The sequence below is a fragment of the Candidatus Baltobacteraceae bacterium genome, from assembly GCA_035502855.1.
Lineage (GTDB): Bacteria > Vulcanimicrobiota > Vulcanimicrobiia > Vulcanimicrobiales > Vulcanimicrobiaceae > Aquilonibacter.
In genome coordinates, this window is the sequence record DATJTX010000016.1 from 73866 (window position 1) to 95774 (window position 21909).

The 21909-nt window shown below is 64.4% G+C and carries 23 protein-coding genes; 16 read left to right on the forward strand and 7 right to left on the reverse strand.

Translation table 11 applies throughout. The features are described from left to right. Positions 1 to 2 precede the first annotated feature (2 nt). Positions 3 to 2012: a hydantoinase/oxoprolinase family protein gene (locus VMF11_03575; GenBank protein HTU69378.1), complete on the forward strand. Its 2010-nt coding sequence runs from the start codon at positions 3 to 5 to the stop codon at positions 2010 to 2012. Here the strand turns inward: VMF11_03575 and VMF11_03580 are convergent. Continuing rightward, the gene (locus VMF11_03580) at positions 1990 to 3459 is read right to left on the reverse strand and encodes an amino acid permease (protein ID HTU69379.1); all 1470 of its coding nucleotides are present in this window, start codon (positions 3457 to 3459) and stop codon (positions 1990 to 1992) included. The genes VMF11_03575 and VMF11_03580 overlap by 23 nt on opposite strands. A 69-nt stretch (positions 3460 to 3528) precedes the next feature. On the opposite strand from VMF11_03580, the gene VMF11_03585 reads away from it, so the two are divergent. From VMF11_03585 to VMF11_03625, 9 genes are all read left to right on the forward strand, one after another. After that, a complete protein-coding gene (locus VMF11_03585; protein HTU69380.1) occupies positions 3529 to 4887 on the forward strand; it encodes an FAD-dependent oxidoreductase in 1359 nt (452 codons plus the stop codon). After that, entirely contained in the window at positions 4884 to 5189 is a 306-nt protein-coding gene (locus VMF11_03590) for a hypothetical protein (GenBank protein ID HTU69381.1), read from the forward strand. The genes VMF11_03585 and VMF11_03590 overlap by 4 nt, the downstream gene beginning before the upstream one ends. After that, the gene (locus VMF11_03595) at positions 5189 to 6025 is read left to right on the forward strand and encodes a BadF/BadG/BcrA/BcrD ATPase family protein (GenBank protein ID HTU69382.1); all 837 of its coding nucleotides are present in this window, start codon (positions 5189 to 5191) and stop codon (positions 6023 to 6025) included. Before VMF11_03590 ends, VMF11_03595 begins: the two co-directional genes overlap by 1 nt. Further along, positions 6022 to 6720 (forward strand): N-acetylmannosamine-6-phosphate 2-epimerase, encoded by a 699-nt coding sequence (locus VMF11_03600; GenBank protein HTU69383.1) that lies wholly within the window; start codon positions 6022 to 6024, stop codon positions 6718 to 6720. The genes VMF11_03595 and VMF11_03600 overlap by 4 nt, the downstream gene beginning before the upstream one ends. Before the next feature lie 69 nt (positions 6721 to 6789). Beyond that, complete coding sequence (gene coxB / locus VMF11_03605; GenBank protein ID HTU69384.1) at positions 6790 to 7926, forward strand: cytochrome c oxidase subunit II; 1137 nt, start codon at positions 6790 to 6792, stop codon at positions 7924 to 7926. Positions 7927 to 7944: 18 nt separating this feature from the next. After that, positions 7945 to 9615 (forward strand): cytochrome c oxidase subunit I, encoded by a 1671-nt coding sequence (gene ctaD, locus VMF11_03610; protein HTU69385.1) that lies wholly within the window; start codon positions 7945 to 7947, stop codon positions 9613 to 9615. Between the two features lie 8 nt (positions 9616 to 9623). After that, complete coding sequence (locus VMF11_03615; protein HTU69386.1) at positions 9624 to 10247, forward strand: cytochrome c oxidase subunit 3; 624 nt, start codon at positions 9624 to 9626, stop codon at positions 10245 to 10247. Positions 10248 to 10362: 115 nt separating this feature from the next. Then, positions 10363 to 10578, forward strand: a complete 216-nt coding sequence (locus VMF11_03620; protein ID HTU69387.1) for a hypothetical protein — start codon at positions 10363 to 10365, stop codon at positions 10576 to 10578. A gap of 2 nt (positions 10579 to 10580) precedes the next feature. Beyond that, positions 10581 to 10781: a hypothetical protein gene (locus VMF11_03625; protein HTU69388.1), complete on the forward strand. Its 201-nt coding sequence runs from the start codon at positions 10581 to 10583 to the stop codon at positions 10779 to 10781. A 25-nt stretch (positions 10782 to 10806) separates the two neighbouring features. Here the strand turns inward: VMF11_03625 and VMF11_03630 are convergent, their stop codons facing one another. From VMF11_03630 to VMF11_03655, 6 genes are read right to left on the reverse strand one after another with little or no spacing between them, the layout of a single operon-like run. Beyond that, entirely contained in the window at positions 10807 to 11400 is a 594-nt protein-coding gene (locus VMF11_03630; GenBank protein ID HTU69389.1) for a hypothetical protein, read from the reverse strand. After that, positions 11397 to 13046, reverse strand: coding sequence for an acyl-CoA dehydrogenase family protein (locus VMF11_03635; GenBank protein HTU69390.1), 1650 nt, complete (start codon positions 13044 to 13046; stop codon positions 11397 to 11399). Before VMF11_03635 ends, VMF11_03630 begins: the two co-directional genes overlap by 4 nt. Positions 13047 to 13055: 9 nt before the next feature. Next, on the reverse strand, positions 13056 to 14405 hold the full coding sequence (locus VMF11_03640; GenBank protein ID HTU69391.1) for an MFS transporter: 1350 nt from the start codon (positions 14403 to 14405) through the stop codon (positions 13056 to 13058). Further along, positions 14398 to 15258, reverse strand: coding sequence for a heme o synthase (locus VMF11_03645; GenBank protein HTU69392.1), 861 nt, complete (start codon positions 15256 to 15258; stop codon positions 14398 to 14400). The genes VMF11_03640 and VMF11_03645 overlap by 8 nt, the downstream gene beginning before the upstream one ends. After that, positions 15255 to 16172 (reverse strand): COX15/CtaA family protein, encoded by a 918-nt coding sequence (locus VMF11_03650; protein ID HTU69393.1) that lies wholly within the window; start codon positions 16170 to 16172, stop codon positions 15255 to 15257. The genes VMF11_03645 and VMF11_03650 overlap by 4 nt, the downstream gene beginning before the upstream one ends. A 51-nt stretch (positions 16173 to 16223) precedes the next feature. Beyond that, positions 16224 to 16958 (reverse strand): hypothetical protein, encoded by a 735-nt coding sequence (locus tag VMF11_03655; protein HTU69394.1) that lies wholly within the window; start codon positions 16956 to 16958, stop codon positions 16224 to 16226. Between the two features lie 81 nt (positions 16959 to 17039). On the opposite strand from VMF11_03655, the gene VMF11_03660 reads away from it, so the two are divergent. Genes VMF11_03660 through VMF11_03685 form a run of 6 tightly spaced genes read left to right on the forward strand, consistent with a single transcriptional unit; the run spans position 17040 to position 21906 of the window. Then, positions 17040 to 17471: a hypothetical protein gene (locus VMF11_03660; GenBank protein ID HTU69395.1), complete on the forward strand. Its 432-nt coding sequence runs from the start codon at positions 17040 to 17042 to the stop codon at positions 17469 to 17471. A 3-nt stretch (positions 17472 to 17474) separates the two neighbouring features. Next, positions 17475 to 18515, forward strand: coding sequence for a hypothetical protein (locus VMF11_03665; protein ID HTU69396.1), 1041 nt, complete (start codon positions 17475 to 17477; stop codon positions 18513 to 18515). Positions 18516 to 18517: 2 nt separating this feature from the next. Continuing rightward, positions 18518 to 19009: a hypothetical protein gene (locus VMF11_03670; GenBank protein ID HTU69397.1), complete on the forward strand. Its 492-nt coding sequence runs from the start codon at positions 18518 to 18520 to the stop codon at positions 19007 to 19009. Then, positions 19006 to 20592 (forward strand): peptide chain release factor 3, encoded by a 1587-nt coding sequence (locus tag VMF11_03675; GenBank protein ID HTU69398.1) that lies wholly within the window; start codon positions 19006 to 19008, stop codon positions 20590 to 20592. Before VMF11_03670 ends, VMF11_03675 begins: the two co-directional genes overlap by 4 nt. Then, a complete protein-coding gene (locus VMF11_03680) occupies positions 20589 to 20954 on the forward strand; it encodes a hypothetical protein (protein HTU69399.1) in 366 nt (121 codons plus the stop codon). The genes VMF11_03675 and VMF11_03680 overlap by 4 nt, the downstream gene beginning before the upstream one ends. Further along, a complete protein-coding gene (locus VMF11_03685; GenBank protein HTU69400.1) occupies positions 20944 to 21906 on the forward strand; it encodes a threo-3-hydroxy-L-aspartate ammonia-lyase in 963 nt (320 codons plus the stop codon). The genes VMF11_03680 and VMF11_03685 overlap by 11 nt, the downstream gene beginning before the upstream one ends. Positions 21907 to 21909: the final 3 nt, after the last annotated feature.

Here is a 21909-nt window from a genome sequence, read left to right on the forward strand (position 1 = left end):
CGGTGACGAAAATTCGTTTGGGCGTCGACGTCGGGGGCACGTTTACCGACGTCGTCGCAATCGACGCTTCTACGCGAGCGTTGCTTGCGCGCGTCAAGGTTCCAACCACGCACGATGCGCCCGCGGGCGTCGCGGCCGGAATCGTGACCGGTATCGCGCGCATCCTAGACGAGAACGGGATCGTGCCGGAGGCGGTAACCTTTATCGCCCATTCGACGACGCAGGCGACCAACGCGCTGCTGGAAGGCGACGTGGCGAAGGTCGGCGTGCTCGGTTTGACCCATACGCCGGCGTGGTTTGCGCGCGCACACATGCGCTTCGCGCCCGTCCGGCTCGCGCCGGGGGTGGATTTCTCGCCGTCATTCGTTTTTGCGCGCGGTACCGATGAGAAGGCGATCGAACGCGCGATCGAGCGTCTGGTGGAATCGGGTGTAACCGCGATCGCCGCGAGCGAACCGTTCGGCGTCGACCGGCCCGCGTACGAACGCGCGGTCACGGATTCGGTGCGCGCGCTTGGCATCGCTGCGACCAGCGGGCACGACGTCAGTACGATGTACGGCTTGCGCGCGCGCACGCGAACGGCAGCGCTCAACGCGGCGATCCTGCCGAAGATGCTGGAGACCGCGCAGTCGACGGCAGCCTCGGTGGCGCGTTCCGGCATCGCGGCGCCGCTGATGATCATGCGCAGCGATGGCGGGGTGATGAACGTCGGCGAGGTCGAGCGCCGCCCCATTCTCACCCTGCTTTCCGGGCCGGCCGCCGGCGTGGCGGGCGCGTTGCTCTACGAGAACGTGACCGACGGTGTCTTTCTCGAAGTCGGCGGCACGAGCGTCGATTGCTCGGCGATCCGGTTCGGGCGCCCGCAAATGCGCGCGGCGCGCGTGGGCGGATTGCGAACGATGCTGCAGACGATCGACTCGCGCACGCTCGGAATCGCGGGCGGAAGTATGCCGCGGATCGGCGCACACGCGATCACCGACGTCGGCCCGCGCTCGGCGCACATCGCCGGTTTGCGCTATGCGAGCTTTCTGCGGCGGTTGGATTTCGAGGGCGCGCGGATCGAACGGTTTGCTCCGCGTCCGCACGATCCGGCGAATTATCTGCGATTTGCCCTGCGTGACGGCGGGCATGCCGCGGTGACGCCGACATGCGCGAGCAATCTGCTCGGTTACGTTCCCGAGGGTGCGTTTGCGCGCGGAGACGCGCAGGCGGCGCTGGCGGCATTTACGCTGCTCGCGCGCGAACTGGGCGGCGACGCGCGCATGCATGCGCGGCGCATATTGGAGCTTGCCGCCGCCAAGGTGCGCCCGTGCGTCGAAGAGTTGATCGCGCACTACGAGATGCCGCGCGATCGCACGGTGCTGATCGGGGGCGGAGGTGGTGCAGCCGCGCTCGTGCCGTTTTTGGCCGAGGCGATGGAAATGCCGTACCGCATCGCGCGCGACGCCGAGGTCATTTCTCCGATCGGCGTCGCGCTGGCACTGGTGCGCGACGTGGTCGAGCGAACGATCGTCGATCCGACCCCCGCCGACATCGTCCGCTTGCGGCGGGAGGTCGAGGATCGCGTCATCGCCGCCGGCGCAGCACCGGATCGCGTCGAGGTCAGCATCGAGATCGACACGCAGCGCAACCGGGTGCGGGCGACCGCCTCGGGCGCGACCGCGCTTTCCGAATCGGCCGCGCCTGCGTCGCTTCATATCGAGCGGGACGGGGAGAGCGTGCGCGTGGTCGACGAGCGCGGCGTCGTTCGCCTGGCGCCGCCGGGAGCCCGCGTCGCGCACACGACCGTGGCGCAGCTCGATGACGCGCTCGAGACCGCGATGGAATCCGAGACCTCGTTCGGAGACGTGGGCCGAAGTCTACCGTCGGTGCACGTGCTCTACGCCGGGCGCATCGCGGATTTCAGCGGTCTGGCGAGCATCGAGCAGGCGCGCGCGCTTGCGCGCGAAGAGGTGAGCGGGCGCGACGGCGGCGAGGCGGTGACGATCCTTACGGTAAAGCGGCGCCCGTAGCTTCCTCTCTGCCGACGGTGCTGTGGGAACGGCTGTAGATGAAGTACACGACCAGGCCAATGATGAGCCAGACGATAAAGCCGAACCAAGGCAGCGGAATTCCGTATATGTGGCCGATGCCTTCGTCGAAGAACGGCGCGAGCAAGAGCGCGAAGGCGAGTACCGCTGAGATCACCGGAATGACGTAAGGGCCGAAGGGAACGGTAAATCCCCGTGTCGTCGGGTAGCGCTTGCGAAGGATGGGCAGCGATATCGAGACCAAGACGAACGCCGCCAGCGTGCCCATGTTCGTCAGCGAGCCGACGACGGCTATCGGCGTGAACGCCGCGACTAACGCGATCAGAATCGTGAAGAGAATCGTCGAGAGCCCCGGCGTGCGGAAGCGCGGATGCACTTTCGAGAACACCGAGGGCAGCAAGCCGTCGCGCGCCATCGCGAAGAAGACGCGCGTCTGGCCGAACATCATGACGAGCAGAACCGTCGTCAGCCCGGCGATGGCGCCCAGGGAGATGATCACGCTCGCCCACGGCAAGCCGACTTGCTCGACGGCGTATGCGACCGGCTGCGGAACGTTGAGGTGGTTGTACGGAACCATGCCGGTGAGAATCGCGGCCACGATGATGTAGAGCACGGTGCAGATCGCCAAGCTTCCGATGATGCCGATCGGCATGTCCTTCTTTGGGTCCTTCGCTTCTTCAGCCGCGGTCGAAACCGCGTCGAAACCGATGTACGCGAAGAAGATGAAGAACGCTCCGAAGAACGTGCCGCCCCAACCGAACGGAAAATACGGCGTCCAGTTCCCGGGCTGCACGTGACCGAAACCAATCGCGATGAAAAACAAGACGACCAGCACTTTGGCCGTGACCACGATGTTGTTGAAGAGCGCCGACTCGCGGGTGCCGCGATAGAGCAAGACGCCGATCAGGCAGATGATGCAGAACGCCGGAAGGTTCATGAAACCGTGGAGCGGCTCGCCCATCGGCCCCGTGTCCCACGGATTGTGCAGCAGCGCCGCCGGAATGTTCCAGCCGAAGAGATTCCGCACGAGCGTCACAAAGTACCCCGCCCACCCGATGCTCACCGTCGACGCGCCGAGCGCGTATTCGAGAACGAGATCCCAGCCGATGATCCAGGCGATGAATTCGCCGAGCGAGGCATAGGCAAAGGTGTACGCGCTGCCGGCGATCGGTACGCGGCTCGCGACCTCGGAATAGCACAGCGCTGCGAACGCGCTGACGATACCCGAAATGACGAAGGAGATCGTCAGCGAGGGCCCGGCGAACTTCGCCGAAGCCACGCCCGTGAGCACGAAGATGCCGGTGCCGATGATCGCACCGATCCCCATCGCGATGAGCGAGAACGGCCCCAGCGTCTTCTTTAGACTATGGCCTTGCTCTTGAGTCTCCGCCAATAGGCGCTCGAGCGGCTTCACACGTTGTAGCAGCATTAAGGAGCCTCCGAAGAAGTCGCTGTACCAGCAGCGGAATACTTGTCTTGACAGGCGTACCCCTGCGTGGTGAGTACCGCGGGCACGTACGACGTGCTGGTCATCGGCGGCGGCAATGCCGGATGTGCGGCAGCGTTGGCGGCCGCGCGTCACGGCGCTCGCACGCTTTTGGTCGAGCGCTACGGATTCCTCGGCGGCACCGCCACCGCGGCGATGGTCGGCCCGTGGATGACGTTCCATTCGGGAAGTGAGCGCATCGTCGGCGGCATCGCGCAGGAGATCGTAGAGCGCTTGGTTCGCCGCGGCGCCTCGCCCGGCCATATCACGGACTCCTCCGATTACGTTCCGACGATCACGCCGTTCGATCCCGAAATCCACAAGGCGCTGCTTTTCGAGATGACGCGCGAAGCGGGCGTCGAGCTGTTACTGCATGCGTGGTTTCTGGGGACGCACGTCGAGGACGAACGCGTGATCGGTGCAAGCGTCGCGACGGTCGGCGGCGGACGCAGCTATCGGGCGCGCGTCGTGATCGACGCGACCGCGGATGCCTACGTGGCGGCGTCGGCCGGCGTTCCCACCCAGAAAGGCGACGAACGCGGCCGCGTGCAGCCGGCGAGTCTGATGTTCCGCTTGAGTCACGTCGACCTTTCGAAAACCGCGACGTATCTGCGTATGCACGCCGACCAAATGCGCACGTCGCTCAAAGCCCACGAGCGCACCGCGCCCGCGCTTACCGCCGTCGCGGGATTGTACGAGTTGTGGGAACAGGCACGCGAGGATGGGATCGTCGACGTCCCCCGCGAACTCGCTTCGTTTTTCATCTCCCCCTATCCCGACGAAGTGACGGTGAACATGACGCGCGTCACCGATATCGATCCGCTCGACCCGGTCGATCTCACGCGGGCGGAAGTCGATGCGCGGCTGCAAGTGATGCAGCTTCTGCGTTTCTTTCGCGAACGCGTTCCCGGCTTCGAAAATGCGCGTCTCGCGGCGACCGGTACGCAAGTAGGCATTCGCGAGTCGCGCCGCATCGAGGGCCGCTACACGCTGACCGCGCAGGACGTGCTGCAGGCCCGCACGTTCCCCGATGCGGTCGCGCGCAGCGCGTACCCGATCGACATTCACAATCCGTCGGGGAGCGGAACCACGACGCACCGGCCGCCGCCCGGTTCGAGCTACGAGATCCCGTATCGTTGTTTGGTTCCGATCAATCGCGAACAGTTGTTGGTTGCCGGACGCTGCATCTCGACGACGCACGAAGCGCTTGCGTCGACGCGCCTCACGCCGACCGTCATGACGCTCGGCCAGGCGGCCGGAACCGCCGCGGCGCTCGCGAATCAATCCGGCGTGCTTGCCGGCGACATCGATACCGATCACTTGCGTTCGGCGCTCGTCGCGGACGGCGTCGACCTGCGCAGGGCGACGTGAGCACGGCGCTTCGCATCGCGCGCGAATACGGGGTAAGCGTCGTTTTTGCCGATCTGGGCGATTGGGGCGTCGACGAGCTGCGCTCCGAATACGACCCGAAGGGACCGGTCATTCGCATCAACTCGCGCATCGCCGAACGGCTGGGGCCGGCCGAACTCGGCGAGTTCGTCGGGTTCTGTGTCGGACACGAACTCTACCACCACCGCGAGGCGATCGGCGAAGTAGAGCGGCTTCCGCAACGCAAGGACCGCGAAGTCGCCGCCAACGAATTCGCGCACGCGCTGCTGACCAGGCGCGAGTGATGCTCTTTGCCGGGATCGACGGCGGTCAAAGCACGACGACGGCGGCAATCGGTGACGGCACGCGGGTCCTCGCGCGCGGGCGCGGCGGCCCGGCCGACGAGGTCGGCGCCGGTCCGGACTCGACCCGGCTGCGCGACGCCCTCGAAGGCGCGCTGGCCGATGCGCTCGCTCGGGCCGGGCTCCCGCTCGACGCGCGGTTCGAAGCGATCGTCGCCGGCATTTCCGGCTACGAAGGGCGCGTCTACGGAGCGCAGCCGCGGCTGCCGGCCGCACGATTCGTGTTGATGCACGATGCGCCCATCGCCCACGCCGGCGCGCTCTACGGAAGAGCGGGCGTCGTGGTGATCGCCGGCACGGGATCGGTCGCGTATACGGTCGCGCGTGACGGCCGCACGAAGACGACCGGTGGGTGGGGCTATCTCTTCGGCGACGAAGGCAGCGCGTTCTGGATTGCGCGAGCCTTCGTTTCGCAGGCGATCGGCGATGAATCACGCGCAGCGCCGGCGTTACGATTTTTCGGCGTTTCGAATCTGCGCGAACTCGTGCGCGCTTTGTACAGCGGCGCGATCACGCGCGATCGCTTCGCGTCCTTCGCACCGGTGGCGCTTACCGAGGGCGAGGTCGCGGAGGCCGCCGCGCGCGAGCTCGCTGCACTCGCCGCCCACGCCGTACTCGAGCGTCCCTGCGCGATCGCGTTTACCGGCGGCTTGATGCGCGATTCACAATTTGCGCGGCGCGTCGGCGAGGCGACGCGCGAGCGGCTGCCCGATTGTACGCTGGTCGAGCCTGCCGCCGATCCGGCCGAGGGCGCGCTGATCTTGGCTACGCGCACGTGAAGACGCTCGATCGGTTGCGCGGCGGACTCATCGTTTCCGTTCAGGCGTGGCCGGGCTCACCGATCGACGAGCCGGGCATTCTCGCGGCGATGGCTCGATCGGCGCAGCGCAACGGCGCCGCCGGCGTGCGGATGCAGAGCGTCGAGAACATACGCGCCGCGCGCGCGCAACTCGACCTGCCGATGATCGGCATCATCAAGACCGAGTATCCCGGATTCGCGCCGTACATCACGCCGAGCGTGAAGGAAGTGCAGGCGCTCGCGGCGTGCGGCGTGGAGATCGTCGCCTTCGATGCGACCCCGCGCCCGCGCCCCGATGGGGCGAGCGTCGAGACGCTGGTGGAGGCGATCCACGACGCCGGCTGCGTCGCGATGGCTGACTGTGCCACCGTGGGCGACGCGCTCTGCGCACAGGCTGCGGGAGCCGAAATGCTCGCCACCACCCTGTGCGGCTATACCGAGGAAACGAGCGGGACGCCCTTGCCCGCACTCGCCCTGGTTGCGGAACTCGCGGAGCTCGACGCGTTCGTCGTGTGCGAGGGCGGCGTCGCTCGGCCCGAACGCGTGTCCGACGCGTTCGACGCAGGTGCCGACGCGGTCGTGGTCGGCAGTGCGATCACGAATGTCGACTGGCTCGTCCGGGAGTTTGCCTCCCGCGCGCCTAAAAGGCCCCCTACGGCGCAGGGAACACGCTAAAGTCGATGCTGGTAGGCCCGGTGCTCAATATAGTGGAGAGAAGTCTCGCGGGTTTAGGGAGAGGAATTCTTGGTTGAGAATCGCGCTGCGCCCGTTTCGCTGGGTCGCGGCTTCTGGACTATTACCGCCGTGCTCGCGATCATTTCGATCGTGGGTATCGTCTTTTGGACGGTGGGACCGCTCGATCTCGTTCTGCCGCCGGTCGCGGGCGAGCCGGGATCGCAGGTCGATTCGTTGTTGCGCTTCATGGCGGCCTCCGGAACCGCGCTCTTCGTTTTCGTTGCCGGCTACATCATTTATTTCTGCATCGCCTTCCGTGCACGCCCGAGCGATTCGCCGGACGCGATCGGCGTTCAGATTCACGACAATCACGTGCTCGAGTTTTGGTGGACGCTGATCCCCACGCTCTTCGTCGTGCTGCTCTCATACTTGAGCATCCGGATTTGGTACCAGATCCAGATCGCGCAGCCGGCCAACGGTCTGGCAGTCGAGTCGATCGGACACCAGTGGTACTTCACCTTCCGCTATCCGCAGATCAACGGCGAAGTTACCGGCGAGATGCATCTGCCGATCGATCAGCCGGTCGTGCTCAACGTCACCTCGAGCGACGTGATTCACTCGTTCTGGGTGCCGGCGTTCCGGCTCAAGGCCGACATGGTGCCGGGCCTGATCAACACCATTCGCTTCACGCCGACGAAATTGGGCCGCTATCCGATCGTCTGTACCGAATTCTGCGGTACCGAACACGGGCTGATGAACGCGATGGTTCCCGGCGTGGACGGCAAGCCCAATCCGAGCGCGGCCTGGGTCGTGGTCGACACCCCATCCGCTTTCCAGCAGTGGTACCACGGCTGGCAAGTCAAGAACGCTCATGTGAGCAACGCGCTGCCGAGTACCACGGGTACGGTCTCGCTCGCGGGGGGTAATGCAACGGCCGGCCAGGCGCTATTCTCGCAGAAGTGCAGCGCTTGTCACGCGCTTGGGCCGTTCTCGCAGCGCATCGTCGGTCCGGGGCTCAAAGGCGTGCTGCACGATCCGACGCATCCCAATCTCGTCGACGGCGATCCAGCAACGCCGGCCAACGTCGCGAAGATTCTGCAGCAGGGCTATACCGGTTCGATCGGCACCATGCCCAACGCCACCCAAAACGGCCTTTCCAGTTCGGACATCGCGAATCTGGTCGCTTTCTTGGATTCGCTAAAGTAAACCGGGAGCAATCATTTCATGTCAGCAACAGCGGTGCACGGCGGAATTGCCGACCATATCCATCCTGAGCCGCAGGGGTTCGTCCGGCGGTACATCTTCTCGATCGATCACAAGATCATCGGAATTCAGTACCTGATCACGGGCTTCGTTTTCTTGATTCTCGGCGGTCTGCTCGCCGAGGTGATTCGCACGCAACTGCTGCACGCCAACGGCGGCTTCGTCAGCCCCGACGTCTACGACGAAGTCTACTCGATGCACGGCTCGACGATGGTCTGGCTCGTCGTTATTCCGCTGCTCACGGGCGCCTTCGGCAACATCATCATGCCGCTTCAGATCGGTGCGCGCGACGTCGCGTTCCCCTGGCTCAACATGATCAGCTTCTGGATCTTCCCGGTCGCGGGCTTGATGCTGTTCTCGTCGTTTCTGATCGGCGCACCGGTCGCGGGATGGACCGAGTATCCGCCGATGTCGCTGCAGGCCGGCCCCGGCACCTCGATGTGGGCGGCAGCAATCTTCTTAGTCGGGGTGAGCTCGACGCTGACCGGTATCAACTTCCTGGTGACGATCTACCAGATGCGCGCGCCGGGCATGACCTTCACCCGCATGCCGCTTTTCGTCTGGGGACAATTCGCGACCGCGCCCCTGCTGATGATCGCGACGACGGCGCTCGCGGCAGCGCTCGCGGCGCTCTTCATGGAACGCCAATTCGGCGTGCCGTTCTACGATCCGACCAAAGGCGGAAGCCCGATCATGTGGCAGCATATGTTCTGGTTCTATTCGCACCCGGCCGTCTATATCATGATCCTACCCGCGTTCGGCATGATCTCGGAGATCATCCCGACCTTCGCCCGCAAACCGATCTTCGGCTACAAGATGATCGCGTTTTCTTCGATGGCGATCGCGCTAGCCGGTTTCATGGTTTGGGCCCACCACATGTTCACCTCGGGTCTGGCGCCGTATCTCCAGTTGCCCTTCATGATTCTCACCTTCACGATCGCGATTCCGACCGGCGTAAAGATCTTCTCGTGGACGGCGACCCTGTGGGGCGGCAGGATTCACTTCACGACCGCGATGCTGTTCGCGGTCGGGTTCGTCGCGCTCTTCACGCTGGGCGGCATCACCGGCGTCTTCTTGGCCGCGGTGCCGTTCGATCTCCACGTGCACGGCACGTACTTCGTGGTCGCGCATCTGCACTACGTCCTGGTCGGCGGCTCGCTGATGGGCATCTTCGCCGGCACCTACTTCTACTTCCCGAAGATGAGCGGGCGCCTCATGAACGAGCACCTCGGCAAATGGCACTTCTGGCTGTTCGTCATCGGCTTCAACGGGACGTTCCTACCGTTGCACTGGGTCGGGATGCTCGGCATGCCGCGGCGCGTGCCCGAGTACGATCCGCAATTCCAGTTCTGGAACGACGTTGCGTCGATCTCGTCGTACGTGATGACGTTCGCGATCTTGCTCTTCTTCATCAATATCGTATGGAGCATTCGCAACGGCAAGAAATCCGGTCCGAATCCGTGGGGCGGCCGTACGCTCGACTGGCAAATTCCTTCGCCGCCGAACTACTACAATTTCAAGCACATCCCGACCGTCTACGGCTTGCCGTACAACTTCGGACAGCCGCTGCCGTATAGGGGACTCGAGGAAGAACTCACCGACACGCCGCCGGTCACGGCGGGAGCGCACTGAGGAGCGATATGGCAGTAGCGACTCTCTCGCACGGCGCGGCAGCCGAGCATGGAACCGCGGATCAGCTCTACGTCGAGACGCGCCAGCTGCGTCTGATGGGCTTTCTCCTCTTCCTCGTTTCGGACTGCGTCCTGTTCTCGTCGTTCATCTTTGCGTATCTCTACATGCGCAACAGCGGTCAGGGCTGGCCGCCGCCCGGCATCAGCCGTCTCGATGTGGCGTTCGCCTCGCTCAACTCGGTCGTACTCTTCGGTTCGGGCGCGACGATGCACTACGCGCTCGAGAATTGGAAGCACAACAACTTCGGGCGTTATGCGTTCTTCATAATCGCAACGATCATTCTCGGCGTCGGCTTCCTCAGCGGTCAGGCGTACGAGTACACGCATCTGATCTTTCAGGATCACGTCACGTGGGCGGGCAGTGGGATTTTCGGCGCGTCGTTCTTCACGCTGACCGGCATGCACGGTTTTCACGTGTCCGTCGGCGTGGCTTACCTGATCATCCTCTTCTTGCAATCGGTTCACGGCGTCTACGACAAGGACCGGTATTTCGGCCTTACCGCCGGCACGCTCTACTGGCACTTCGTCGACGTGATCTGGGTTGTACTGTTTTCCATCTTTTACCTTATATAGGAGGACGTATTTTGCGCAGCTCTTCGTCGCCTCGGTCCTCGCGTGCCCCTGCACGCGTCGGACGTCGGCTCCTCAATCTGCACAAAATCCATTCCTCCTAAAAAGGACCCGGCGCATGCATATCGATCTTCCCGTTCTCGAGAGAACGATCGCCATCATCGGCGGCATCGTCGTCGCAATAACGTCGGCGAAGGCGCTCAAAGACGATTGGACGACTCCCGGCGTCGACAACAACGTGTTCAAGCTGATGCTCGGGCTGCTGTGCGTTGGCGCGGTGATCGCGATCCTGGCAGGGGCGGGCGTGCTCGGCAACTTCCCGAAGGCGGCCTAGAGATGATCGAACACCAGGACGTCATTGATTTCAGCAACCTGCCGCAGTCCAAGGGCATCGGCACCGGCACGAGGTGGATTCTCGCGGTCGGCATCGTGATGATCTTTTGCATCGGCGGCCTTACGGTGGGCTTCGCCTACTGGGGCCACATGTGGCCTTCGGATCACACGCTGCGCATGGACCTCGGCAACCTCTCGAAATAGGACCGCCTTTGTCATCACCATGACTTTATGGGTCCGGGTGAGGTCCTTTGCGGGGCGCAATGCCGATCGCGAGCAGCGGCAGCTCGTCCGGCAGGAGGCCGGTTGAACGTCCGTTGATCTTGTGGATTCCCGCGAAGACCGAAAATTCGATCATCGCGGCAATCGTAACGTTCTCGAGTTTCCGTTTGCCGAAATACTCCCACTCGCACGCCACCGTCTGATCTTCGAAGAGCGTAGCCACGTAGCCCTGGCCGTCTTCACCGGAGTGCTCGTCCGGTTCACGATAGCGCACGTAGCCGTCGACGATATAGATCGGTTTGTAGGTTTGAAGGTAGGCGAGGAACGGCGCCACCAGCACCGCGACGAAGTAACCGAAGAAGGCGATGGCACCGATCGCAAAGATCCACGCGATCTTGATCAGCGTGCGTTCGGCCGGAACGTGTTGCGAGCGATAGACGATGCCCCAGGTCAGGAACGTCATGAAGATCATGCCGAGGAAGGGCTCGATCGCGATCGCCATGCGCCCGGTCAGTCCCCGCCACACGACTTTGCGTTCCGCCTCGGTCCAGCGGCGGTGCGCCAACTGCCGGGTACGGCGATCGAAGAGCCGGTGCTTCATCGCGCCGGCGATGCAGCCGAAATCTCGCGTGGAGCGGCGCGGTCGACGATCGCGCGCAGCGTGGTCTTGATCGGCAGCGTCCCCAGCGTACGGCCGCTCCCGCCTTCTAGGCGGCTCGCAATGAAGGCATCGCTGACGTACTCCGGAGCTTGTTGCAGCAATAGGCTGGACTGCCACAGCAGCGCCATGCGCTCGACCAGCGCGCGTGCGCGCCACTCGACGTCCTCTTCCGCCAGGTCGGTGCGCAACGAACGTGCGACGCCGGCAAGGCGCGCATCGCCGAGCACCGGATCGATCTCGGCAATCAGTGCCTCCACGGCCTCGGGCTGCTTGCGCAAAATCCGTACGACGTCGAGCGCGTTGATGTTTCCGCAACCTTCCCAGATCGAGTTCAGCGGCGCCTCACGATAGAGGCGCGGGATGATCGACTCCTCCACGTAGCCGTTTCCGCCCAAACACTCGAGCGCTTCGGCCGCAGCGGCGGGTGCGCGCTTGCAGATGTAATACTTTGCGACCGCCGTGCCGATGCGCTTGAGTGCGGCAGCCTGCGCATCGCGCGGCGCCTCGTCGGCCGCGCGCGCCAGGCGCACGAAGAGCGCGGTGGCCGCTTCGGACTCGAGCGCGAGGTCGGCCAGCACGTTCTGCATCAGCCCGTGGTCGATCAGCGCCGCGCCGAACGTCTTGCGATAGGTCGCGTGATGAATTGCTTGAGCCAATGCCGCGCGCAGAAGCGCGGCCGAGCCGATCACGCAGTCGAGACGGGTGCCGTTGACCATGTCGACGATCGTCTGAACGCCGCGCCCCTCTTCGCCGACGATCCATCCGTGCGTGCCGGTAAACTCGACCTCGCTCGACGCGTTGCTGCGGTTTCCGAGTTTGTCTTTGAGACGCTGCAGGGCAAACGGATTTCGCGTGCCGTCCGGTAGGACGCGCGGTACCAAAAAACAGCTGAGGCCGCGATCGGCTTGCGCGAGCACGAGAAACGCGTCGCTCATCGGCGCGGAGCAGAACCACTTATGGCCCTCGAGCACGTACTCGCCGTCGGTGCCGGCACGGGCGGCACGCGTTTCGTTGGCGCGCACGTCGCTGCCGCCTTGGCGCTCGGTCATGCCCATGCCGCAGATCGCGCTCGCTTTTTGCGTAATCGGGAGCAGGCGCGGATCGTATTCACGGGCTGCCAGCTTCGAGATCCAATGCGGGGCGAGCGTCGGCGCGTGCTCGAGCGCGGGCACCGCGGCGTAGGTCATCGAGATCGGGCACAGGTGTCCGGCTTCCACTTGCGACCACACGAAAAATTTCACCGCCCGCTGCAGATGCGCGTGCGGACTGCGCTCGATCCACGGTGCGCCGTGCAGGCCGTGCTTGGTAGCAACGCCCATCAACACATGCCAGGCCGGATGGAAGCGCACTTCATCGATGCGCTCGCCGAAGCGATCGTGCGTTTGTAATTCCGGCGGATTGCGATCGGCATCGAAACCGGCGGCGATCATCGCCGGATCGCCCGCAAGCTCTCCGAGGACGGCAGGCTCGCTGCGATCGAACGCCGGGGCGGCACGCTCGACGAAATCGAGCAGCGCGCGATCGGTGGAGAAGAGATTGTAGTCTTGGAGCGGCGGGGCCTGATTTGCGTCGTGTGAGGATCCCATCAGGAAGAGCTATTGGATGGGGAGCGCCGATTGCTTCTTGAGCGGAGTCCCGCGTTCTTGATTGCGGGGTTTGAGGGTGGCGGCGATGGCCAACGCCACCAGGGCAACGCCGCAAAAGCACAGGTACGCGTCGCGATAGCCGTGCAGCTCGTTCGTCGCGAGTCCGATCACCCCGCCGGCCAGCGATCCGCCGAGAATTTGTCCCACGATCAGCGCTTGGCTCAAGAGCCCGACAGCGGTCGCGCGCGAGGCCTCGTCGACCTCACCGGTCACGATGTAGCGCGTCGGAGCGCCGAGCAGCGCACCGAAGCCGCATCCCGCGACGATCATCGAAACGATCGTGAGTGCAAGCGAGTGGAACCCGACCGCGAAGAGCGCGAGGCCCAGCTCCGTCAACAACCCGCCCGCAAGCAACACGTCGCGACTTCCGAGGCGATCGAGCGCGCGGCCTGAGACGGGGATGACGATGACGAACATCAGCGCGCCGAGCGCGGCGATCAATCCCGCGGCGGCATACGACAGCCCCTGCGCGCCGACGATCACGGTTGGAATGAAGAAAAGCGAGCCTTCGAGCACGCCGATCGCGATCTCCAGAATATACGTCTTCGCAAGTTGCGGCGTGAAGAGGGAGGGCGGAACGATCGGAAACTCGGCGTTGCGTTCCCACCACGCGAAGGCGGCCAGCGCGCCGGCACCGAGCACGGCGTTGAGCGCGCGTGCGGTGATCAGGCCGTCCATCAACAACAGCAGCCCGATGCAGAGCAGCGTAAGGCCGAGGCCGTCGAGCGGCCCGCGCCGGCGCGGCGCATTGTTCGGGACGTAGCGATACGCGAGAACGAGCACGATCGCCGCGAGCGGAAAGTTGAGCGCGAAGATCGCGCGCCACGAAATGAAATGCGTCACGATACCACCGAACGTGGGGCCGATGATCGCGGCCAATCCCCACGTGGCGGCAACCAAGCCGAGTGCGGCCCCACGCCGCTCGGGTTCGACCACGTCGCCGATTGCCGCGGTCGCGACCGGAAAGATGCCGCCCGCGCCGAGCGCCTGCAGCACGCGCGCAAAGAGCAGCATGCCGTAATTCGGTGCCGTCACCGCCACGATGCTGCCGAGCGCAAAAAGGCCGATGCACGCCGCGTAAACGGTGCGCCGTCCTAAGCGATCGGCCAAGCTGCTCGCGATCGCAATCGACGCAACCGTCACCAGCAGATACAGCGTGAAAATCCAGGCCAGGTCGCCGGTCGGGACGCCGAATTCGCGCCCGATCGCGGGCAGGGCGGGGGAGAGAACGCCGAGGTCGAGCGCTCCGGCGAAGACCCCCAGCGCGAGTGTCAGCAGGAACGGACGATTGTTACGCAATGATCCGATCGACGACCATCACCAGGCACATGAGCGCCAAGTAGAGCAATGAGAATTTAAAGGTACGGCGCGCCCACTGCGTACCGCCGTCTTTCCACGTGCGGATCGTGTCGTAGAGAAAGATCGCGCCGAGCACCGCGGCGGCAGCCGTGTAGAGCGCGCCCATCACGTGCAGCGGATAAAGAACGAGCGAAGCAAGAACGAGGAGGATCGTGTAATAGATGATCTCGCGTTTCGTGCGCTCGTCGCCCGCGACGTTCGGCATCATCGGTACGTGCGCTTTGTCATAATCCGTCTCGGTCATGAGTGCGAGCGACCAAAAGTGCGGAGGTGTCCAGAGGAAGATCAGCGCGAAGAGTCCCAGGGCGGGCGCGCCGATTTGATGCGTTACCGCGGCCCACCCGACGAGCGGCGGAACGGCTCCGGCCGCACCGCCGATGACGATGTTGAGCGGCGTCGTTCGCTTGAGCCACATGGTGTAGATCGCAACGTAAAAGACGTTTCCGGCCAGCGAAAGCCACGCGGCAAGCGGATTGACCAGGAGATAGAGCAGCGCGAACCCCGCGACGCCCAGGAGGACCGCAAAGACCGTTGCGTTCGTAACCGAGATTCGGCCGCGCGGAATCGGGCGATCCATCGTGCGCCGCATCACCGCGTCGATGTCGGCGTCGAAGACGCAGTTGAGCGCCCCGGCCGATCCGGCCGCCAGCGCGCCGCCGAGCAAGGTCCAGAAGACGAGGGCAAACGGCGGAACGCCGCGCTGCGCCATGATCATCGCTGCCGCCGTCGTGATCAAGAGGAGTACGATGATGCGCGGCTTGACCAGCGCGAAATAATCGACGATCGCGCTCACGTCGGCGTGCGGCTCGACTCGAGGCGGAGCTCGCGCGCGTCGAGCGCCGCGAGCAGCGTCGCAATCACGAAGGCGAGAAAGAGCAGTGCGGCGTTAAACGCATGTGCTTCGCGAAGATCCATCGGCAAGCGCAGCACCACGTTGAGCAGGCCGAGAACGATTTGTACGAATACCAAACCCAAGCCGGTGGTGACGGCGATCCGGACGCGCACCGAAACCGGCCGCATCCACGCAAACGCGAAGCTGGAAACGGCACAGAGTAGAGTAGCGGCGGCAATCGCGCGATGCAACATTTGAACGTACTGTCCTTGCGTGTATACGACAATGGTTCCCGCGCATCCCGGAATCGAAAGGCAGGCAAGACCGTCACCGCTCGAACTGACGTACGCGCCGATGCACATGGTGACGAAGGTCACCAGCGTGGTGCCTGCCAGGATACCGACGAGCGCGATTTCGGCGTGCGAAGCCGACGCAGGCGGTTGCGCATCATCGGGATTTCCGGCGAAGAGCATCATCGCGCAGAGCGCGGCGATGAATGCCATCGCCGTCGCCCAGTGCGATACGACCGAGATCGGGCTGTTTGCCAGATGCACCGTTGCCGCACCGAGCAAGCACTGCACGACGAAAAGCGCACCGATGACGCCGAGCGTCGGGGTGACGTAGCGGGCTCGGTCGCGCACGCGCCAGGCGGCGATCATGACCGCGAGCACCAGCGGAGCGACGCTGAACGCGAACAGACGGTGCATCCACTCCCAGATCGTTCCGCCGCCCATCGATGGAATGAGCATCCCGTGGCAGAGCGGCCAGTCGGGACAGGTCATGCCGGCGCCGTTGATACGGGTCCAGCTACCGAGCAACACCGTGCCCAGCGCAACGACCACCGACGCGGCCGATAGACGTCGCAGGGTCTTCATCAGAGCCTCAAGCGTACGCGGGGTGCCCCTGGCAGGGCAACGATTATCGTCTTAGCAGTTATCTGCGGCTTGTTCGATCCGTCCGCCGGCGGTCATCTCGTCCCGCTCGACCGCGAGCATGCGATCTTGGAAATCTGAGGATGCGGACGCCGCCATGCGCACGTCGTCGTCGACGGACTCGTGGCCGACCATGAGCGGGGCGGGGAGCAGATAACGATCGTACCCCGGGGGAAGCCAATAGGCGGCCGGCCCGTCGTTTTCGACCGCGCCGTTCTCGATGTCCGAACCGCCGAGGCTGCGAGCAGCGTTCGATTCGGCTTCGTCCCAGCCGCCGCGCATGTCGGCAGTCTCGAGGTAGGATACGAAACCGTCGAGGTCGCGTTGCATCAGATGCTGCCGGTACAGGGTGCCGCCGAGCGCGTCGGCCGAATCCTTCAACGCGGCCTTCTCCTGCGGATCGGTCGTCTTGCTCGCCAAGTCACGCAATATACCGACTTCGCGTTCCCCCGCCCGATATTGCCGGTAGATGCTATCGGCGAGATCGCTCAAGCGGTGCAGCTCCGCGGTACGGTCGATCGTGCCCGCCGCCAGGTCATTCGAGCGCAGCGCCAGGATCGTCGAACCGAGGCTCGCATCGTTGAGCACAGCCGAACCGATCGCGGCGTTGGCATGCGCCGCGAATTCGCCGCAGAGGGGCGACGATTTCACGGTAACGATAGTCTTGAGCAACGGAGTCGGTGACGGGCTCGGTGAGACCGTCATCGCCGCGAGCACGAGCGCTAGCATGACTCATTCTACAACGCCCGACCGGGGAAGGTGGTGACAGGAGGAATGTCTCGCGGTCGGGCATGCGAAAACGAGGAGCCTGTGAAGCGCTGGATGGCCCTCGTGGCGCTGCTGCTCCTCGCCGGTTGTCGCGAGGTACGCGTGCAGACGCTGAGCGTCGGCACGACGACCGCACCGGGCGGCAATCAAATCGTCGTCGTTCGCGATCCGGACTCCCTGGCGCGCCTGGGGATCAAGGCCCCGATCCGCTTCAAAGGCGAGTTCGGAGTGGTTTTGCTCATGGGGCCGCATTCGCGCAGCGGATACCGACAGGTCGTCGAATCGATTCGCGCGACCGATCAAGGCGTTCGAGTGGTCGCCTTCGAGCAGGCGCCTGCCGACGGCGGCGAACCTTCACCCGACTACCGAACGTATACGCTCTGGATCGTTCCGAACTCGGTGTATCGTCGCGGCATCCACGTCCAAGTCGTGACGCCGAGCAACGATCCCATTGTCCAAACGGTCCTCCCCTAACGCATGATGCAAACGATCGTCGAACGACTCGGTCTGGTCCTCGTGCCGGACGGCGACCCGCGTGAAGCGGAGGGGACTTTGAATCCCGCGAGCGCGCGCACCCGTGACGGAAAGCTGTTGCTCTATCCGCGCGACGTCGCGAAGGGAAATATTTCGCGTGTCGGGCGCGTTCGCGTCGATCAGATCGACGGACGGTTTGACGTCGAACGCGACGGATTTGCACTCGAACCGCAGGCCGAATACGAACGCCGCCCTTCTCCCGGGTTCGGCTGCGAGGATCCGCGCGTCACGTTCGTCCCGGTTCTCGACCGGTACGTGATGGCGTACACCGCCTTCGGGCCGCCGGGTCCGCGGATCGCGCTGGCGCTCTCCGACGACGGTTATTCGTGGGAACGGATCGGCCTCTTGCGCTTCAATCAACCGGGAATGGACGGCGGCGACGACAAGGATGCCGCGTTCTTTCCGGAACCGGTGACCTCGCCGCGCGGTGTTCGTTCGCTCGCTTTCTATCACCGCCCAATGCTGCATCTCTCGGCGGTCGACGGACGCGCGGCCATTCCGATCATCGAACGTTTACCCTATGAAGACCGCGAATCGATTCGCATCGGCTACATTCCGCTGGAGGCCGCCTTGCGCGATCGCGACGCGTTGCTGGAGGTGCGCGAGAGCGTCATCGTGCTCTCGCCCGACGAGCATTGGGGATCGATCAAGGTCGGTGCGGGCACGCCGCCCGTTCGCGTGCGCGAAGGATGGCTCTCGCTGTTCCATGGCGTCGATTTGATCGACAACAGCGGTTCCCGGCCAAAATTTCGCTACAGTGCCGGAGTCGTCGTTCACGACTACCGGCGTCCGCACCACGTTCTGTATCGTTCACCGGCGCCGGTGCTCGTGCCCGAGACGGCGCGCGAGCGCGAGGGTATCGTCGACAACGTCGTCTTTCCGTCCGGGATCGACGCGCGAGAGGATCTCGGCGAGCGCGTTTTCGATTTCTACTACGGCATGGCTGACTACGCGGTCGGGGCGGCCCGTATGACGTTGCGTTAGCCGTGCTCCGGTATCTTGCGATTTCGACGGTGATCGTCCTCGCCGTTGCCGTGCTCGCCACCGCCTGGTACAACCGCGATTTCCTCCGCTTCCGTCTCGCGAGCTCGAAGCATCCGATGCCGCCGCAGCACCTGAAAATCGCGGAAGGCGGCGGCGGAGCGGCGGACTCGGGCGTAACCGGGGATGCGCCGTGGGCGCTTTCGGCGCTTCCCGATTGTTTCGTCCAACGCAGCGAATCGCGCGGCGGCCCGGCCTACGTGCGCGCACGGATTCCGGCGGGAGCGCAACCCGTGCCGGCCGGAACGCGTCTATCGTACGGACCCTGCACGATCGTGGTGCGAAGCGGCGAGCTGCTGGTCGACCGCGGTTCGGATCGCTTGCGCGTTCCGCCGCGTGCGACGCTCTATCGCGTCGGCGATTCGCTTGCGCTCTTTCGCGTCGACGGCGGGACCGCCGTATTGCGCACCTACGACGTGACGAGCAATCATCGATGAGCATTACCGAAGAAGTTTCGCGGCGACGCACGTTCGCCATCATCTCGCATCCCGACGCGGGCAAGACCACGCTAACCGAAAAGCTGCTGCTCTACGGTGGTGCGATTCACGTTGCGGGCCAGGTCTCGGCACGGCGCCGGCAGCGCGCCGTCACCAGCGATTGGATGGAACTCGAGCGGGAGCGTGGGATATCGATCACCTCGACGGTTCTCCAGTTTCCGTATCACGGGTACACGATCAACTTGCTCGATACGCCCGGCCACCAAGACTTCGGCGAAGATACGTACCGCACGCTCCTCGCCGCCGATGCGGCGGTGATGCTGATCGACGCGGCCAAGGGCGTCGAGCCGCAGACGAAAAAACTCTTTGCGATCTGCCGCGATCGCAAAGTGCCGCTTTTTACGTTTATCAACAAGATGGACCGGCCCAGCCGCGACCCGCTCGAATTGCTCGACGAACTGGAGCGCGTACTCGGCATCGCCGCCTATCCGATGAATTGGCCGCTCGGCAACGGTGAAACGTTTCGGGGCGTCTACGACCGGCGTACTCGCGAACTGCATCTCTTCGAGCGCAGCGCGCACGGCGCAACCAAAGCGCTGGTCCAAACGGCCGACGCGCGCGATCCGCAGCTGAGGCAGCTGGTGGACGGCGTCACCTTCACCTCGTTCGTCGAGGGTCTCGATCTGCTGGAAGGCGCGGGCGGTGCGTTCGATCGCGCGGCGATGCTGCGCGGCGGGGTCACGCCGGTCTTCTTCGGGTCGGCGGTGACCAACTTCGGCGTGCAGCTCTTTCTCGATGAGTTCGTCGAAATGAGCCCGCCGCCGGCCGGCCGCGGGATGATCGATCCGAACGACGAGCGCTTCACCGGATTCGTCTTCAAGATTCAAGCCAATATGGATCCGCGCCATCGCGACCGGGTCGCGTTCGTGCGCGTGTGCTCCGGAAAATTCGAACGCGACATGACGGTGCGCAACGAGCGCACCGGCAAGGACGTACGCCTGGCGCGCGCGATGAAACTTTTTGCCGACGAACGCGAATCGCTCGAGGCGGCGTACGCCGGTGACGTGGTCGGGCTGGCAAACCCGGGCGTCTTCGCGATCGGCGACACGCTTTACGAGGGCGCGCCGGTCGTCTTTCCGCCGATTCCGGCCTTCCCGCCGGAACATTTCGCGTCCGTGCGTAGTATCGATACGTCGAGCTACAAGTCGTTTGCCAAAGGCGTCGCGCAGCTGCGCGAAGAGGGAGCGGTGCAGGTCTTTTACCCCTGGGCATCCACCCGTACGGAGCCGATCTTCGGCGTCGTCGGCGAGCTGCAGTTCGAGGTGGCGAAATACCGGCTCGAAGCCGAGTACAGCGTGAAAACGCACGTTTCACCGCTGGCGCTCGCGCTGGCGCTGCGGATCGGCGGGGACCCGGATGCGGCCGCGCGCGCGCAGCTGCCCACCAATGCCCGTTTGGTCGAAGATTGGGAAGGCCGGCCGGTCGCGCTTTTCGAGAACGAGTGGAGCGTCCGTTTAGCGCAGGAATGGAACCCGTCGCTCACGTTTTTGCCGTACGTCACCCGGGAGGTCATATCGACGTGAAGGTTGCCAAAATCGCCGCGGTGCTCGCGTGCGCGGCCGTCCTTTTGAGCGGTTGCGCGTCGGAAAACAAATACGAGCGCGAGGCCGATCGTATCACGCGAGCGGTGATGAACAACGACCTCGCGCCGGTCAAGAACGACATTGCGCCCGGGGTGAATATCACGCGGCTGCAGGTGGCGCAGTGGGCCGACGAACTCGACGACCAAGGAAAATTGCTCTCGGTCAAGGAGGTGACGCCCTGCGATCCCGGTGCGCATTGCTTCGACGTCAAGTTCGAGAAGCACACCTACCGCGAGGAGCTGGCGATCGACGATCAGGACAAGGTAACGGCCTGGCGCTTTCATATGATCGATGCCCGTTAGCTTCAGCGACGTCGTCGAGGCGGCGCAGTGCATTCGCGGCGTGGCACACCACACGCCGACGCTGACTTCGCAGACGTTCGACCGGCTCACCGGCGCGCAGTTGTTCTTCAAATGCGAGAACCTGCAGCGCATGGGCGCCTTCAAGTTTCGCGGAGCGTACAATCGTCTGGCCCAGCTCTCGCCGGAAGAACGGCGCGCGGGCGTCGTCGCCTATTCGAGCGGCAATCACGCGCAAGGCGTGGCGCTGGCGGCCAAATTGCTCGATATTCCGGCGGCGATCGTGATGCCGCGCGACGCACCGGAGAGCAAGCTCGCGGCCACCCGCGGATATGGCGCCGAGGTCGTCCTCTACGAACGCTCGGAAGAGAACCGTGCGGTGATCGCGCAGGGCATCGCGGCGGAGCGCGGCGCCACGATCGTGCCGCCCTACGATGACGAGCGGATCGTCGCCGGCGCGGGCACGACCGCGCTCGAATTACTGCACGACGCGGGTCCGCTCGACGCGATCGTGACACCGGTCGGCGGCGGCGGGCTGTTCGGCGGTTGCTGTGTCGCGGCGCACGGCCTCGATGCGGATATCGAGATGTGGGGCGTCGAGCCGCAGGCCGGCAACGACGTGCAGCAGTCGTTCGAGCGCGGCGAACGCGTGCTGATCGCCGTTCCAAAGACGATCGCCGACGGTTTGCAGACGCAGATGGTGGGCGAGGTGACCTTTCCGATCGTGCGCGATCACGCGCGGGGTATCGTCACCGTGAGCGATGACGAGCTGGTCGAGGCGATGCGCCTTGTCTTCGAACGCATGAAACTGGTCGTCGAGCCGAGCGGCGTCGCCGGTTTCGCCGCCGTATTGAACGGCCGGATTCCCGTCGAGGGCCGGCGCGTGGGCATCGTGTTGAGCGGCGGAAACGTGGACAAGGATCGATTTGCGGAACTTTTGTCATCCCGAGCGTAGTGA